Below are 15,656 nucleotides of genomic sequence, written 5' to 3' on the forward strand. Positions count from 1 at the left end.
CCGGGGTGCCGGGGTGCCGGGGTGCCGGGGTGCGGGAAGGAGCGGGTGGGTGGCGGAGTGCGGGAGAAGCGGAGTGGGTGGCCGGAGGGTGGCATGGATCGGGTGGATGCCGGGGGTGGGAAGGAACTGGTGCGATGGAGCGGGTGGGTGTCGTGGGGGCGGTCAGATCCAGCGCAGGATGTCGTCGGAGCTGGTCAGATGGGTGCCGGTGGGCAGACCGGTGACGGCGGGGACCCGTAGCCGCGGATAGACGCTCACCCCGCAGAGCCGGGTGCCGGGGCGCAGGTCGGCGGCCTCGCCGATCGCCGAGTGGCTGAGCCGGACGGGGCTGTCGCGCTCGGAGTGCACCTGAGCCATGGGCCCCACGTACGAGTCCGTGACGCGGGCGTACGGCCCGACGACGGCACCGTCGCCGATCGCCGTCCGGCTGAGCCTGGCGCCTTCGTCGATGTCGACGTCGTCGCCGATGTCCGTGTACCGCAGCTTCACACCGGGGCCTATCTCGGCGTTCCGCCCGATGCGCACGGCGGGTCCGAGCACCACGCTGCCCTCGGAGATCTTCTGGGCGAGGGTGGTGCCGGTCGCGCTGTCCTTGGTCCGCAGGCTCGACTCGTGGATCCAGTACGGCGGGTCGGTGCTCACCGGTGCGCCCATGGCCCGGCTCATCCAGGGGTAGCGGCCGCGCAGCACCTCGCCGAGGGTGGTCAGGTAGTCGGGGATGCTGCCGAGGTCGCCGAGCCGGCCGATCGGCGCGGTCGTGACCGGCAGCCCCCGCCGGACCAGCCAGGGCAGCAGATCGCCGCCCCAGTCGAGGCGCTGCTGGGCGAGCCGGATCATCTCGGGGGTGCGGGCCGCAAGCCGCAGCCGCCCGCAGTCGACCAGGTACATGCCCGCGTTGGTCGGCAGGGTGAAGCGGGCGGACGGCGACGACGTCCCGGGGAAGAGCCGGTGGATACGGTCGAGGTCGGGTTTCTCCAGGAAGCCCGAGACGGTTCCGTCCGCGGACGTCTGCATCACGCCGTACTTGCCGGCGATCTCCCCGGCGGTGCGGGCGACCGAGGCGACGGTCACCACGGCGTCGGCGGCGTCGTGCGCGTCGGTCAGCGCGGGGAGCGAGAACTCGAAGACGGAGTCGACCGGCAGCACCAGGGCGCGGCCGGTCAGGTCCCACTGTTCGAGGTTGTGCAGGGTGGCGGCGCCCGAGCCCACGTTGTAGCGGTCGAGCCGGGCCCGGGAGTAGTGGATCTCGACGCCGAAACGCTCGCCGCGGCCGAGCACGAGTCTGATCTGGCTGTGGTTCTCGGCGCCCTGGGCGATCACGTAGAAGCGGCGGATGCCCTGGTCGCGGCAGGCCTCGACGAGCCACTCGATGACGGGACGGCCGACGAACGGGATGAGCGCCTTGCTGCGGATGTAGTCCGAGGAGGCGAGGGTGAGCGGTTTGGCGCGTTCGCCCCGGCCTCCCGCCAGGATGATCCCTAACGTCTCGTCCCCCATGACTGTGCTGCCTCCTCGGCTGACGAATCAACGCCATTCAGTCAACTGAGCACGTCATCGAGAGTCAAGTAAAAAGTAAAGAAAATGGGCGTGCGGGGACCCTAAGGGGCCCTTGATTGCCGCGTTGAACTGCGAATATGTGGGTGACTGTGAGAGTCAATCAGACTGTCAAGCCAGTCATGTCATGGTGTGACCCTGGCCAGGCCCGCGGTCACTTGAGCTCGTCGGGGCAGGGAGTGCCCCGCGGCAGCTGGTAGGGCGCCGCCAGCCGGTACGTCCCCGCCTTCGGGGCGAGGAGCATCGTCCACTTGTCGCCCTTCGCGTCCTCCGGCGTCTCCCTCAGGCAGCCGTTGACGTTGACGTACGTCTTCGGCTCGCCGTCGGCCCGGTGCTTGGAGGCCCGGGTCTCCTGGGGCGCCTTCAGGCTCTTGCCCTCCGCGTCGACGATGCTCAGCCACGGCGAGTACGGGATCCGGATCAGGATCCGCCCGGCCTTGCGGACCTCCAGGGTCAGCTCGCCCTGCTCGGCGCTGTCCACCACCGCGTTCGGCTCGGCGAGCGGCACCGGGTCGGTCACCTTGAACAGCTGCCAGTTGGCGTCGCCCCAGATCTGCTTCAGATACGGCATCCCGCGCTGCAGCAGGGCCCGCTCCCGGTCGCCGCCGCCGTCCCCGTCCGGGTTGTCCTTCGGCAGCACCACGAAGTGCACGGCCCAGCGCTGCAGCCACTCGTGGTAGTTCGCGGAGTTGAGGGTGTCGTCGTAGAAGAGCGGGTTGCGCTCCATGTCGGCCTGGCGGTTCCAGCCGCGGGCCAGGTTGACGTACGGCGCGAGCGCGGACGCCTCCCGGTGCGAGCGGGCCGGGACCACCTCGACACGGCCCTTCTCGGCACCGACCTGCTGGAGCTGGTGCACGAGCGGGGCGAGCTCGCGGGCCCAGGACGCGGCCGGGGTCGTATGGACGATGTCGTCGACCGACTTGAAGCCGATCCAGCCGACGAAGCCGAGGAAGGCGAGGACCGTGACGTAGTACTTGCGCGAGCGCGGGACCGTGTACGGGAGGGCGGCGATCAGGGTCGCGCCCGCGAACAGCATCGGCAGCCGTGAGATGTTCGAGCCGATCTGCGAGCTGACCAGCCACACCAGCACCACGCCGAGGCTGTAGACGGCCGCCGTCAGCCGGACCGTCTTCCACTCCCTGGGGACGAGGAACAGACAGAGCAGTCCGTACAGCAGGGGCAGGATCACCGAGCCGATGCCCATCGGCTGGGTGCCGGAGAACGGGAACAGCCAGGCGGAGACGGCGACCACGGCGGCGGGTGCCAGGCCGAGCGCCCAGGCGCCCGGCCGCCGCTTCTGCAGGAACAGCGCGACCGCGACCAGCCCGACGAAGAGACCGGCCACCGGGGACGACATGGTGGCGAGGGCGGCGAGCGGGGCCGCGACGAGGGCCTTCGCCCAGCGTTTGAAGCGCCAGGGGTGGGGCCAGCAGAACACCGCCCCGACCGAGGCCAGCGCGAACATCGTGCCCAGCCCGAAGGTGACCCGCCCGGAGATGGCGTTGCACAGCAGCGCGAAGACCCCGGCGAACGCGGCCCACAGCGGGTTCTTCACCGCGCGGCTGCGGATGAGCAGCAGGGTCAGCAGGCCGGCCGACGCCGTGCCGGCGATCATCATCGTCGTACGGACGCCGAGCAGCGACATCAGGTACGGCGACACCACGCTGTACGACACCGGGTGCATGCCGCCGTACCAGGCGAGGTTGTACGCGGAGTCGGGGTGCCGGCCGACGAACTCGGCCCAGGCGTCCTGCGCCGCGAGGTCGCCGCCGCTGTTCGCGAACGTGAAGAACCAGATGATGTGGAGGACGCCGGCGAGGACCGTGACCGACAGCACGGGGTGCTGGAGCAGACGCCGGCGCAGGGGCTCGGCGGCCTCCAGGAGCCGGGCGACCGTGCCGTCACGGTGCGTGTCGTGCGGACCGTCCGTGCTCTTCTCCGGACCGGTCCCGGGCAGGGCTATTCGAGGGCCGGCTACCGGGCCCGGATCGGCGTCGTCGGCGCGTGTCGCATCCGTTGTGGCCACCTGAAGGCACTCCCCGTGTCCCGTCTTCTGTTCCCGGCCGCGTTCCACGGTGTTGGCGGCCGCTTCCCGTCCAGTTCGCGGCCGTGTCCCTACGACCGGCGACCTGCCCCGATTCGTGACGCTAGCACGCACCCCGCCGCGGGACCCTGGGGTGGGCCTCCATCGGCGGGGTGCGGTGACGGTATGCGCGTTATGGGTCAGCCGAGGCGGGTCAGCTTGCCGGAGAACCCGGGCTCGGTCAGATCCTTCTGCAGGGCGACCGGAATCTGGACGGCGGAGCCGGAGCCGTCACCCACGGTGAGGGTGCCGACCTTGGTGCCCGCCTTCGCGGTGTGCGGCACCTTGTCGGCGGCGAACGACAGCTTCACCTTCAGCCCCGACCAGCCGACCGCGGTGACGTCCTCGGTCGCCACGACCGGGGTACGGCCGCCGAGACCGTCGTCGACGTAGCCGACGACGTCACCCTTCTTGTAGATGGTCGCCGACTTCAGCGCGCTCTGGGCGGCCCGGATCAGCTTGTCGCCGCCGGTGAGGGCGGCGCTGAGGATGGTGTTGTCGGTGCCGCCTGCGGGCTGCCGGATCACCGCGCCGATGATCGTGCGGGTCTCGCCGTTCACGTCCTTCTTCGCGGCGAAGACCAGGTTGCCGAGGGCGGAGGTGGTGGTGCCGGTCTTGATGCCGACGACGTCGTTGTGACCGACGAGCTGGTTCCAGTTGGAGTGGTTGACGCCCTTGTAGTCGTCGTACGACATCATCGCGGCGACCTCGCGGAAGGCGGGCTCGCTCGCCATCGCCGCCTTGGCCAGCTTCACCTGGTCCACGGCGGTGGACACCGTGGAGTTCGTGAGGCCCGACGGGTCGGTGTACGTCGTGTTCGTCATCCCGAGCTTCTTGGCGGTGGCGTTCATCTTCGCCACGAACGCCTTCTCGCTGCCCGCGTCCCAACGGGCCAGCAGACGGGCCACGTTGTTGGCCGAGGCGATCAGGATGCTCTCCAGGGCCTCGCGCTGGGTGACCGAGTCGCCGGCCGTCACGTCGACGGTGGACTCCTGGCCGGCGTTCGCCTGGTCCTGGGCGGCCTGGTCGATCTTGATCTTCGGACCGGCGGCGCCGCTCTTCAGGGGGTGGTCGCGCAGGATGATGTACGCGGTCATCACCTTGGCGACGCTGGCGATCGGCACGGCCTTCTGGGTGCCGGAGGAGCCGAACGAACCGACGCCCTGGACGTCGAGCGCGGCCTGGCCGTCGGCGGGCCAGGGGATGTCGGTCTTGCTGCCGTCGAAGGTGTACGTGTCCTTCGCGGTGAGGTCGAGGGTGGGCTGGGGGAGCGGACGGAGAGTCTGTACGACCGCAAAGACGATCAGGAGGACGATGACCAGGGGCGTCCAGATCTTGACCCGGCGGAGCGCGGTCCTGACCGGGGTCTCCGGCGGCGGGGGCGTGTTCGTCAGCTCGGCGAGCAGGTCCAGCGGGGGCTTCGGGGGAAGCGGCTGCTGGGTGGTGCGCTCGGGACCGACCTGGGGGAAGGCGGTGGTGCGGGTGGTGGAGGGGCTGGAGGGGCTGGAGGCCGCCTCGGGCTTGGCCTCCGGCTTCGCGCCCGGCTGTATGTCCGACTTGAGCGCGACGAACTTGCTGGTGCGCTCGGGGGCGGACTCGGGCTTCGGCTCGGGCGCGGGCTTGGTGCCGCCCAGCTTGAGCATGGTGGTGGGCTGGTCGACCTGCGGTGCGCGGGGGGCCTTGAGCATGGCGGTCGGCTGATCGACCGCGGGCCCCTGCGGGCCCTGCGGGATGCCTTCGCCGTCGGCGGGTGCGGGCTCGTCGTCGGTTGCGGTCTTCGTGTTCCCACCCGCACCACCCGTGCGGCCATCGTTGTCAGATGCGGGTGGCCCCTGCGGGGCGTCCTCGCCGTCGGCGGCCGCGGGCTCGTCGTCGGGGGCGGAGTCCTCGACGACGGCCTTCGACTTGCCCTGGGGCGTCGCGTCCTCGGGCTCGGCGTCGGCCTTCGGTGCGTCCTCCGGCTTGGCGTCCTCGGGTTTGGTGTCGGCCTTCGGTTCGGCCTTGGGTGCCGCGTCCTCCGGGTCGGCGTCCGCCTTCAACTCGTCCTCGGGGGACGCGTCTTCAGGTTCGGCGTCGGCCTTGGGCTTGTCCTCGGGGGACGCGTCCTCGGGCTCGGTGTGAGCCTTCGGTGCGTCCTCCGGCTTGGCGTCCTCGGGTTCGGCGTCCGCCTTCGGTTCGGCCTTGGGCGTCGCGTCCTCGGGTTCGGTGTCGGCCTTCGGCGCGGTCCCGGGTGCCGCGTCCTCCGGTTCGGCGTCCGCCTTCAACTCGTCCTCGGGGGACGCGTCCTCGGGCTCTGCCCCGGTGTCCTTCTCGGTGGTCTCTGTCGTTGCCTCAGGCGTCGTGGCGGGCTTCTGGGCGGGCTGTGCCGTCTCCTGCGCCTCCGTGGCGTCCTCGGGCCCCTCAGCGGGCTCCTCGGGCTCCGTCGCCGCGTCGGTGGGCTCCTCGGTGGTCGTCGTCGCCTTCTCGGCCGCGTCGGCGGAGTCTTCGGCGCTGTCCGCGGCCTCCGCGGTCTCCGTCTGCTTCCCCGGTCGTACCCACGTCGCCACCGCCTCGCGGAGCTCCGTGTCGTTCTCCTCGGCCGACGGCTCGGCGGAGTTCGTCTTCAGGTCCCGTACCGAGAAGACCCGGGTCGCGGTGTCGACGCCGCCGCCCGCCACTCGCGGGTCGCGCGCTTCGGGAACCGGACCCGCGCTCCCCGACGTCGGTTCTGCCGACGACTCGCGCTGCTTCGACCTGTCGGGGGACTCGCCCGCCACCGATGCCTCCTCCACGCTTCGCACGTTTCCGCGCGCTGTCCGAACCATGTACCAGTGTCCTGTGTGCGGGCTTAGCCCCTGTGGTAGACGAGAACGACATACCTTCCGGTTCCCTTACAAACCGGTCACGCACCCTCGACAGACCAATGTGAGAGGGGTCACCCTGTCATTCATCCACGCGGGGAGGCATGGATGGGCAGGAGCCGCAGAACACTTCCGGAGGAGCTTCTGCTGCTGGCACTGGACCCGGCCACGGGTACCACTGCACAGCCGCAGTCGCTCGACCTCGGTCTGGCCGGAGCACAGCTAGTGGAGCTGGCGCTGGCCGGACGGATAGCCCCAGACGGGGATCGTATCGCCGTGGTGCAGCCACGGCCGACTGGAGATCCGACTTTGGACTGCGCGTTGGAGTTGCTGCGAAGGCGTGGCGCTCCCGTGCGGGCTGTTCACTGGATCGGCGGGCCGCGTCTGGGCCTTCGCCAGATCTATCTCGCGCATCTCGAACGGTGCGGCATGGTCGCCGCCGTAGCGGGGCAGATGTGCGGGGTGCTGCCGACCACTCGCTACCAGGCGACGGACAACGCCGTCACCCGGGAGATCCGTGGCCGGCTGGATTCGGCGATCCGCACCGGCGTACCGCCGGACCCGCGGACCGCCGCGCTCGCCGCCCTGGCCCACGCGGTCGGTCTCGGCAAGCACCTGTATCCGGGCAACGAGGGACGCTCCTCTCGTTCCAGGCTGCGGGACTTGATCCGGCACGACCCGATGGGCGGGCTCGTCGCCCACGCCGTCATGGACGTGCAGAACGGCGCGGCCGCACAGCCACGCCGTAACCCTGCCCCGGCCCCGGCAGGCCGGCCGGCAGGACCAGGTGCCAGGCCCGGTGTACCGGAACCCGCCCGTGGTGTTCCGATGCAGCCGCGCCGAGGTGCGATGGCCCGCGCCGTGGTGCACTGAGCCGCAGTGCCACGGCAGCGACGGGCGGCAACACGGCACCAGTGAGACCCGGTTCGGGAGCCGCTGGTCCGAGCGGGGCGGTGAGGCGTACGCAGTACGCGCCTCGCCGCCCCGCTCGGCTGTCTTCGCCCGCCTGCGTCCGCCTGCGCCCGGCCGCATCCGGAACGTGCCCGAACTGACGCGTACGCGCCGCATATCCACTGTTTCCCAGCGGTAGGAAGCACCTTGGTGGCAGTCTGCTCAACAGCAGATACACAAAGTGGTAGTTGCAGGCAGACAGCCGGAGGTGCACGTCCCGTGGCGTCCAATGTCAATCCCACCGTCAGGCGACGCCGGCTGGGCCAGGAGCTGCGCAGGCTCCGCGAGCTCAAGGGCATGACGGCGGAGGAGGTGGCGGAGCGGTTGCTCGTCTCCCAGTCGAAGATCAGCCGGCTGGAGAACGGGCGCCGGAGCATCAGTCAGCGCGACGTCCGCGACCTGTGCGGGGTGTACGAGGTCGAGGACCAGCGGGTCGTCGAGTCCCTGATGGAGATGGCCAGGGATTCGCGGCAGCAAGGGTGGTGGCATGCGTTCGGCGACATCCCGTACAGCGTCTACATCGGCCTGGAGACGGACGCCGAGTCGCTGAGGGTGTACGAACCCCAGCTGGTCACCGGGCTGTTGCAGACCCGGGCCTACGCCGAGGCCCTGGTGCAGGGCGCGTTGCCGGAGACCTCCGCCGCCGACATCGAGAAGCGGGTCCAGGTGCGGATGCGCCGACAGGAACGTATCACCGCGGAACACAACCCCCTTCGCCTCTGGGTGGTGCTCGACGAGGCCGCGCTGCGCCGGCTCGTCGGCAGCAGGCTCGTGATGCGCGAACAGCTGGAGTACCTCATCGAGATGTCCCAGCAGCCGCACATCACCGTCCAGGTGCTGCCCTTCGAGTGCGGTGCCCATCCGGGCCTCAACGGCCAGTACGCGATCCTGGAGTTCGCCGACGCGGCCGACTCCAGCGTCGTCTACCTGGAGGGCGTCACCAGCGACCTGTACCTGGAGAAGGCCCACGACGTGCAGAAGTACGCCGTGATGTACGAGCACCTGCGGGCCCAGTCGCTGAACGTCGAGCAGTCCCGGCAGTTCATCGCCGACGCGGCCAAGGAATACGCCCGCTGAGCCCTCTTGCGCGCCCTCCAGGCCGGAGGGCGCCGGATCGTACACCGGCGTAACGCTCCCATGGAAGTCTCCTCTGGAATATGCCATCCGGTCGAGTGAACGAGTGCTCCAGGCGGGGGAGTTGGCTAGTAGCGTCGATCACGCCAACCGGTCAGAAGGTTGGCGCGAATCGCACCACAGCAAGCACCACAGCAACTCGCTACAGGAGTGGACATGGCACTGCTTCAGGGCGCCACGGAGACGTGGACGAAGTCCTCCTATTCCGCAGGGAACGGGGCGTGCGTCGAGGTCAAGTCGCCGACGACCGCTGGACTCGCCGTTCGCGACTCCAAGGTCGAGGAGGGCCCGGTCCTCGCGTTCCCGGCCGGCGCGTGGAACACCTTCGTGGCCTCGGTCAAGGCGTAGGGGGCATTCGCTGACCCACCGCTCACTCTTCCGACCACGACAACTGCACAGACAACAGCACGGACAACAGCACAAGCATGACCCACAGAGCCCTCTCGACTGGCCCGCCGTCCTTGCCGAGGGGGCTCGGCTTGTGCCCGAAAACGCGACGGCGGTCACGGGAGCGCGCTCCCGTGACCGCCGTCGCCGTGGCGCTCCCGCTCAGCCGATGGCCTGCTCCACCGCCGCCACGACCTCCGCCGACTCCGGCTCGGTCTGCGGCGAGAAGCGGGCGGCGACCTGCCCGTCCCGGCCGATCAGGAACTTCTCGAAGTTCCAACGGATGTCCCCGGTGTGGCCCTCGCCGTCGGCGAAGGAGACGAGACGCTCGTAGAGCGCGTGCCGGCCCTCGCCGTTCACCTCGACCTTCTCGGTCAGCGGGAAGGTCACGCCGTACGTCGCCGAGCAGAACTCGGCGATCTCCTCGGCGCTGCCGGGCTCCTGGCCCATGAACTGGTTGCAGGGCACCCCGAGCACGGTGAAGCCCTGCGCCGCGTACCGCTCCTGGAGCTTCTCCAGGCCGTTGTACTGCGGGGTCAGACCGCACTTGGAGGCCACGTTGACAATGAGCACAGCCTTGCCTGCATAGCTGCCCAGGTCGGCGGAACCGCCCTGCAGCGCACCGATCTCGACGTCGAGCACGGACCCGTTGTTCTCAGTAGTCGTCATGAAACGGATGCTAACTCCGCCAGGTGTCGGACCGGCTCCCGGCCTCGACGATCACGTCACCGGCCGCCGTCCGCGAGTACAGCACCGAGCGCCCGGCCCGCCGCCGCTCCACCAGCCCGGCGCCGAGCAGCACCTTCAGATGCCGGCCGACCGAGCCAAGCCCCTGCCCGGTCACCGCGACCAGCTGGGTCGTGCTCATGGGCGTCCCCAGCAGCACCAGCAGCCGGGCCCGCGCGCCCCCGAGGAGCGCCCCGAGCCCGGCCGGGACCGGCCGCCGGCCGTGCTCCTCCGCGAGCACCCCGAGACACGGGTAGACGACGGCGTACCGCTCCCGTCCCTCCCACGACGCCCACCCGGTCCGCGGGGTCACCGGCATGAACAGCAGCTCGGCCCCGGCGGCGATCTCCCGCACCGGATACGCGTGCGGATTGATCTGGAACCGGCTCTCCCCGAGCCATCTGGTCCCCGGCCGCAACGAGTCCAGCACCGCCGCCCAGCCGCCCTGGCCCACCCGCGCGGTCCGCGCGACCACGTCGGCCTCCAGGACCCGCCGCCGGCGCTCCCAGTACGGCCGTACGGTCTCCTCCCAGACGTACGTCAGGAGCGCGGCCGCCCGCACGGGCAGGTCGTCCCGCTCCAGGACGGCCGGGAGCGGGCCCCGCAGGGACACCCGGAGGTCGGCCCGTGCCTGCCCGGCCCCGGCCGCCCGGACCCGGGCCACGGTCGCCTCGAAGCTCTCCCCGGCGCACGAGGTGGGGCAGAAGAAGTCGGCGATCCAGCCCGCGCCGAGCGCCGCCGACACGAGCGGCGCGGCCACCGGGTCGGCCGCGAGACGCGCGCGGTAGCCGGGCAGGTGCGTGCGCAGCCAGGCCTCCTCGCCCGGATGGCCGCCGGTCCCCGTGTGCAGCAGCTTCAGGCTCGCGAACGTCTCGGCGAACGGCGAGAGCACGAACCGGCTGCGGGCGAGGGTGTCGGTGTCGATCTGCCACAGGCCCATGCTTACGACCTTTCGCAGGCCGGCGAAACACTAAACACGGCCCCCCGACCGCCCCGAGACTCGCCCGCATGCGCAGCTACCGGACCCTGTTCCGCACCCCCGAGTTCACTCCGTTCCTGCTCTCCTTCGCCGCCTCCGCCGCGGCCATGACGATCGGCGGCCTGGCCCTCGCCACCCTGGTCTTCCGGGCCACCGGCTCCCCGCTGCTGTCCGCGCTGAGCATGTTCGGCCCCCAGCTCGCGCAGCTGCTGGGCGCCGCCTTCCTGCTCTCCGGCGCCGACCGGCTGCCCCCGCGCGCGACGCTGTCCGGCATCAGCCTCGTCTACGCGGCGGGCACGGCGGTGCTGGCCCTGCCCGCCCTGCCTGTCCGGGCGGTCTTCGTCGTCCTGCTCGTGCAGGGCCTGGTCGCGTCGCTGGGCGGGGGAGTGCGCGGCGGGCTGCTGAACGAGATCCTGACGAAGGACGGCTACGTCCTGGGCCGTTCGGTGTACAACATGCTCTGGGGCCTGATCCAGATGGCCGGGTTCGCCACGGGCGGCGTCCTGCTGACGCTCCTGTCCCCACGGACCTGCCTGCTCCTGGCGGCGGCGCTGTACGCGCTATCGGCGCTCGTCACCCGCCTGGGCCTCACGGCCCGCCCGCCGCGCTCCGCCGGCCGCCCGTCCGTCTCGGCGACCTGGCGCACCAACGCCGTTCTGTGGTCCGCGCGCCCCCGCCGCCTGACCTACCTGGGCCTGTGGGTCCCCAACGGCCTGGTGGTCGGCGGCGATTCGCTCTACGTCTCCTACGCCCCCTCGGCCGCCGGCACGCTGTACGCGTGCGGGGCGCTGGGCATGTTCGTGGGCGACATGGCGGTGGGCCGCCTGGTGCCGCCCGCGGTACGACCCCGCCTCGCGACCCCGCTGCGGGTGCTGCTGGCGGTGCCCTACCTGTTCTTCTTCCTGCGCCCGGGAGTGGTGCTGTCGGCCGTGGCCGTCACCCTCGCCTCCGCCGGCTTCGCCGCGAGCCTCGTCCTCCAGGAACGCCTGATGTCCCTGACTCCCGACGACCTCGCGGGCCAGGCCCTCGGGCTGCACGCCACCGGCATGGTCGCCGCGCAGGGCGTCGGCGCCGCGCTGGCGGGTTCGGTGGCCCAACTCACCTCGCCCGCCCGCGCGATGACGCTCATGGCGTGCGCGTCACTCGCGGTGACGCTGACGCTGGCTACTGCTGCTCGGCGGGAGCGGACGGCTCCGCTGCCGGTTCCCGCGGAGCGGTGAGCTCCGTGGCGGGCCCGAACGTGTCGGCGACGGCGGCGATCTGCTCGATCCCGGCCTTGAGCGCGGCCTGCCCGTCCAGCTCCCGGTCGTTCTTCTCGACCTCCTGGTCGAGCCGCTTGGTCGCCCGCTCGAAGTAACGCAGCAGCTCCACCGGGAAGGGCATCACCAGCGTGGAGTTCTTCTCGGCGGCGACCTCGACGACGGTCTGCAGCAGGCGCAGCTGCATCGCCTCGGGGGTCTCGGACATGATCCGGGAGGCGTTGGCGAGCTGCTGCGCGGCCTGGAACTCACCGTCCGCGGTGATGACCCGGGCCCGCCGCTCCCGCTCGGCCTCCGCCTGCCGGGACATGGACCGCTTCAGCGACTCCGGGAGCTGTACGTCCTTGATCTCGACCCGGTCGATGTGGATGCCCCACTCGGCGGCCGGGCTGTCGATCATCAGCGCGAGCCCCTCGTGCAGCCGCTCGCGGTCGGTGAGCAGGTCGTCGAGGTCGCTCTTGCCGATGATGGACCGCAGGGAGGACTGGGCGACCTGCCCGACGGCGAACATGTAGTCCTGCACCTCGATGGCGGCCCGCACCGGGTCGGCCACCCGGAAGTAGACGACGGCGTCGACCTTCACCGACACGTTGTCCTTGGTGATGCCCTCCTGCGTGGGCACGGGCATGGTGATCACCTGCACGTTCACCTTGCGCATCCGGTCGGCGAAGGGGATGAGGAAGGTGATCCCCGGGTGCCGGTACGACGGCAGCGCCTTGCCCCACCGGAACACGACCCCGCGCTCCACCTGGTTGACCACCCGCATCCCGCTGCGCAGCACGAGCAGGACCAGCGCGACGACCAGTACGACCCCTACAACGGCGCCGTCCATCGGCACTCACTCCATTCTCCGACCAGATCCGGACACCACCCGGACAAGGATGACAAGAATGAGGACACTGGCCGGGCCCACAGGGATGCGGGCACCGACGTCAGGACTGCGTAAAGAACTGCGTAAGGATCTGCGTAAGGATCTGTAGCTCTTCGGGGCCCGCCTCACACCCCGGCCGGGGACTCGCGGTGGGGTGGCGGGTCCGGTACGGCGTCCGGGGACGGTGTGTCCGGGGCGATGAGCTGTTCCGCCCAGATGACCTTGCCGTCGGTGGTGTAGCGGGTGCCCCAGCGGTGGGCGAACTGCGAGACCAGGAACAGGCCCCGGCCGCCCTCGTCGATCGCCCGCGCGTGACGCAGGTAGGGCGCGGTGCTGCTGCCGTCGGACACCTCGCAGATCAGGGTGCGCGCGCGGATCAGGCGCAGCCGGATCGGCCCGGAGGCGTGCCGGACGGCGTTGGTGACGAGTTCGCTGACGACGAGCGCCGTGGTGAACGCGAGGTCCTCGAGCCCCCAGCCGGCCAGCTGCCGTTCGGCCGACTCCCGGGCGCGGGCGACGACGGCCGGATCGGCCGGCAGGTCCCAGGAGGCCACCCGGTCCGCGTCCAGGGTGCGGGTCCTGGCGAGGAGCAGCGCCACGTCGTCACGGGGCCGTACGGGCGCCAGCCGGTCGACGACGGCCCGGCACAGGGCGTCGAGCGGCAGGCCCCGCGCCTCCAGCGCCCGGCACAGCCGCTCCCTGGCCGTCTCCGGGGCCGCGTCCGGGACCAGACCGTCGGTGTACAGGGCGAGCACACTGCCCTCCGCCAGCACGCTCTCCACGGACTCGAACGGCAGCCCGCCGAGGCCCAGCGGCGGCCCGACCGGCAGTTCGGGGAAGCTCACCGTGCCGTCCGGGGCGAGGTACGCGGGCGGGGAGTGGCCCGCGCTCGCCATGGAGCAGCGCCGGCTGACCGGGTCGTAGACGAGGTAGAGGCAACTGCTCCCGGTGGCCGTGGCGCCCGGCACCGGCGCCCCCGTGTCCTCCTCGTGCGCGGCCTGCGTGACCAGGTCGTCGAGGTGGGCCAGTACTTCCTCGGGACGCAGGTCCAGATCGGCGAGGGTCCGTACGGCGGTGCGCTGCTGTCCCATGAGCGCGGCGGCGTCGATGCCGTAGCCCACCACCTCCCCCACCACCAGCGCGACACGCGCCCCGGACAGCGGGATCACGTCGAACCAGTCGCCGCCCACGCCGGTCAGCTCGTCGGCGGGCCGGTACCGGGAGGCCACCTCCACGGCGTCCTGCTCGGGGATGCTCCGCAGCAGCAGGCTGCGCTGCAGCACCAGCGCCGCGTCCCGCTCCCGGGTGTAGCGGCGGGCGTTGTCGATGCAGACGGCGGCCCGGGCGACGAAGTCCTCCGCGAGCCGGAGGTCGTCCTCCTCGAACGGTTCGTCGTGCAGCCGGAAGAACGTGGCGATGCCGAGCGTGATGCCCCGGGCGCGGATCGGCACCACCATCGACGTGTACAGCCCCAGTTCGCCGAATCCGGCCGCCGGGCCGGCGGGGGTCTGGGTGGCCCATTCCCTGGCGTGCGAGTCCAGCCGTGCCGCCCGCCAGGAGGTGCCGCTGGTCAGGACGTGCATCGGAGGGGACCCGTCGTGGTAGTCGGCCACGCCCCCGATGCCGACCACGGCCTCCGGGACGCCCGCGTGGATGGACTGGTGTCCGCCGCGGCGCAGCGGGGCCGTGTCGCGGATCGGCCCGGGGGTCGGCTCGGCGCCCCTGATCACCGAGTCCAGCAGGTCGACGGCGACGAACTCGGCGAGGTCGGGTACCGCCGCGTCCGCCAGGTCCTGCGCGGTCCGCATGACGTCCAGGCTGCGGCCGATGCGCTCACCGGCCCGGTCCAGCAGGGACAGCCGCTTCCGGGACCGGTGGCGGTCGGTGATGTCGACGACGGAGTAGTAGACCCCGACGGGGCGCCCGCCGTCGTCGTCGAGGCGGATGAAGTTCCAGGAGAAGGCGCGGTCCCGGCCCGGGTCCGACAGCGCCCGGCCGACGCTCTCGTGGTTGAGCACCGGCACCCCGGTCGCCAGCACCCGGCGCATCAGCGCCTCGATCGGCTCCGCGTTCATGTGCGGCTGGATCTCCCCGATCCGCCGGCCGCGCCGCTGCTCGACGGTGCCGCCGCCGAACTGCTCCAGCGCCGCGTTGGCCCAGACGAACCGCAACTCGGTGTCGAGCACGGCCATCCCGACGGGCGACTGGGTGACCATCAACTCGAGGACGGCCCGGTCCATCGCAGGCCGCCCCGCGGCCGCCTCCACACCGACGGCCAGCACAAGCCAGTCCGTCACCCGCGCCCCCGGCCTTTGCCGCTCCTGTCCCGGCGGCCCTTGCCTCTGCCGCTCCTGTCCCTGCGGCCCTTGCCCCTGCGGCTCCTGCGCCTGCTGCTCTTGCCCCTGCGGCCCTTGCCTCTGCTGCTCCTGCCCCCGCGGCCCTTGCCCTTGCCGCCCCTGCCCCTGCCACCCCTGCCACGGCACGACCTGGGCCTCGATGGCGATGACCCGTCCGTCCCGGTGTCGTGCCGAGAGGCGGCCGGACCAGCCGCCGTCCCTGTGGCACCGCCGGGCGAGGCCGGGCACGCGGGCCGCGTCCTGGGGGGTGAGCAGGGCGGTGACATGCTGCCCGAGGGCGTCCGCGGCCGGGCGGCCGAACAGTTCCTCGGCGCCCCGGGACCAGTGCGTGACGACGCCGTCCGCGCCGAGCAGCAGCGTGGCGGCCCCGGCCGCGTCGGAGGACGCGGGCCGTGCGTGGAGACCGTTTCCCTTGAGCGCCGCCATGTCCAGCGACTCCCTCTCGCCGACTACCCGTCTCGCCCTGATTCTTCCCGATTATGGCGGCTTCTCCCGGACCGGGTCGGCTGAACCCC

Annotated in this window: 11 protein-coding genes; 4 read left to right on the forward strand and 7 right to left on the reverse strand. The window is 71.5% G+C overall.

All coding sequences use genetic code 11. The features are described 5' to 3' along the window. Nucleotides 1-162 precede the first annotated feature (162 nt). The 3 genes from AB0D85_RS39420 to AB0D85_RS39430 all read right to left on the reverse strand — a co-directional run bounded on the left by AB0D85_RS39420 (nt 163) and on the right by AB0D85_RS39430 (nt 6,408). Nucleotides 163-1,497, reverse strand: coding sequence for an NDP-sugar synthase (locus AB0D85_RS39420; protein WP_362331551.1), 1,335 nt, complete (start codon nt 1,495-1,497; stop codon nt 163-165). 211 nt (nt 1,498-1,708) lie between these two features. Then, a complete protein-coding gene (locus tag AB0D85_RS39425; RefSeq protein WP_362331554.1) occupies nt 1,709-3,580 on the reverse strand; it encodes an MFS transporter in 1,872 nt (623 codons plus the stop codon). Nucleotides 3,581-3,777: 197 nt separating this feature from the next. Beyond that, a complete protein-coding gene (locus AB0D85_RS39430; RefSeq protein WP_362331558.1) occupies nt 3,778-6,408 on the reverse strand; it encodes a D-alanyl-D-alanine carboxypeptidase in 2,631 nt (876 codons plus the stop codon). Between the two features lie 177 nt (nt 6,409-6,585). On the opposite strand from AB0D85_RS39430, the gene AB0D85_RS39435 reads away from it, so the two are divergent. From AB0D85_RS39435 to AB0D85_RS39445, 3 genes are all read left to right on the forward strand, one after another. After that, entirely contained in the window at nt 6,586-7,350 is a 765-nt protein-coding gene (locus AB0D85_RS39435) for a GPP34 family phosphoprotein (RefSeq protein ID WP_362331561.1), read from the forward strand. Nucleotides 7,351-7,647: 297 nt separating this feature from the next. Then, nucleotides 7,648-8,505, forward strand: coding sequence for a helix-turn-helix transcriptional regulator (locus AB0D85_RS39440; RefSeq protein ID WP_093501737.1), 858 nt, complete (start codon nt 7,648-7,650; stop codon nt 8,503-8,505). Between the two features lie 213 nt (nt 8,506-8,718). Next, nucleotides 8,719-8,910, forward strand: coding sequence for a DUF397 domain-containing protein (locus tag AB0D85_RS39445; protein WP_293995171.1), 192 nt, complete (start codon nt 8,719-8,721; stop codon nt 8,908-8,910). Nucleotides 8,911-9,111: 201 nt separating this feature from the next. Here the strand turns inward: AB0D85_RS39445 and AB0D85_RS39450 are convergent, their stop codons facing one another. Then, nucleotides 9,112-9,618: a glutathione peroxidase gene (locus AB0D85_RS39450; RefSeq protein WP_362331566.1), complete on the reverse strand. Its 507-nt coding sequence runs from the start codon at nt 9,616-9,618 to the stop codon at nt 9,112-9,114. 10 nt (nt 9,619-9,628) lie between these two features. Then, nucleotides 9,629-10,615 carry a helix-turn-helix domain-containing protein gene (locus AB0D85_RS39455; RefSeq protein WP_362331569.1) on the reverse strand — a complete coding sequence of 329 codons (987 nt, stop codon included), beginning with the start codon at nt 10,613-10,615 and terminating at the stop codon, nt 9,629-9,631. 68 nt (nt 10,616-10,683) lie between these two features. Here AB0D85_RS39455 and AB0D85_RS39460 point away from each other — a divergent pair, with 68 nt between their 5' ends. Continuing rightward, on the forward strand, nt 10,684-11,874 hold the full coding sequence (locus AB0D85_RS39460; RefSeq protein WP_362331572.1) for an MFS transporter: 1,191 nt from the start codon (nt 10,684-10,686) through the stop codon (nt 11,872-11,874). Here the strand turns inward: AB0D85_RS39460 and AB0D85_RS39465 are convergent. Further along, nucleotides 11,819-12,745 (reverse strand): slipin family protein, encoded by a 927-nt coding sequence (locus AB0D85_RS39465; RefSeq protein WP_362331575.1) that lies wholly within the window; start codon nt 12,743-12,745, stop codon nt 11,819-11,821. The two genes, AB0D85_RS39460 and AB0D85_RS39465, sit on opposite strands and share 56 nt — an antisense overlap. Nucleotides 12,746-12,909: 164 nt before the next feature. Then, the gene (locus tag AB0D85_RS39470) at nt 12,910-15,567 is read right to left on the reverse strand and encodes a SpoIIE family protein phosphatase (protein WP_362331578.1); all 2,658 of its coding nucleotides are present in this window, start codon (nt 15,565-15,567) and stop codon (nt 12,910-12,912) included. Nucleotides 15,568-15,656 lie beyond the last annotated feature (89 nt).

Source organism: Streptomyces sp. NPDC048277 (assembly GCF_040652235.1).
Lineage (GTDB): Bacteria > Actinomycetota > Actinomycetes > Streptomycetales > Streptomycetaceae > Streptomyces.

Bases quoted from the DNA above. Each gene is read 5' to 3' on its own strand.
- AB0D85_RS39420 (WP_362331551.1), bottom strand. From the start codon at position 1,497: ATGGGGGACGAGACGTTAGGGATCATCCTGGCGGGAGGCCGGGGCGAA.
- AB0D85_RS39435 (WP_362331561.1), top strand. From the start codon at position 6,586: ATGGGCAGGAGCCGCAGAACACTTCCGGAGGAGCTTCTGCTGCTGGCA.
- AB0D85_RS39445 (WP_293995171.1), top strand. From the start codon at position 8,719: ATGGCACTGCTTCAGGGCGCCACGGAGACGTGGACGAAGTCCTCCTAT.
- AB0D85_RS39450 (WP_362331566.1), bottom strand. From the start codon at position 9,618: ATGACGACTACTGAGAACAACGGGTCCGTGCTCGACGTCGAGATCGGT.
- AB0D85_RS39455 (WP_362331569.1), bottom strand. From the start codon at position 10,615: ATGGGCCTGTGGCAGATCGACACCGACACCCTCGCCCGCAGCCGGTTC.
- AB0D85_RS39460 (WP_362331572.1), top strand. From the start codon at position 10,684: ATGCGCAGCTACCGGACCCTGTTCCGCACCCCCGAGTTCACTCCGTTC.
- AB0D85_RS39465 (WP_362331575.1), bottom strand. From the start codon at position 12,745: ATGGACGGCGCCGTTGTAGGGGTCGTACTGGTCGTCGCGCTGGTCCTG.
- AB0D85_RS39470 (WP_362331578.1), bottom strand. From the start codon at position 15,567: ATGGCGGCGCTCAAGGGAAACGGTCTCCACGCACGGCCCGCGTCCTCC.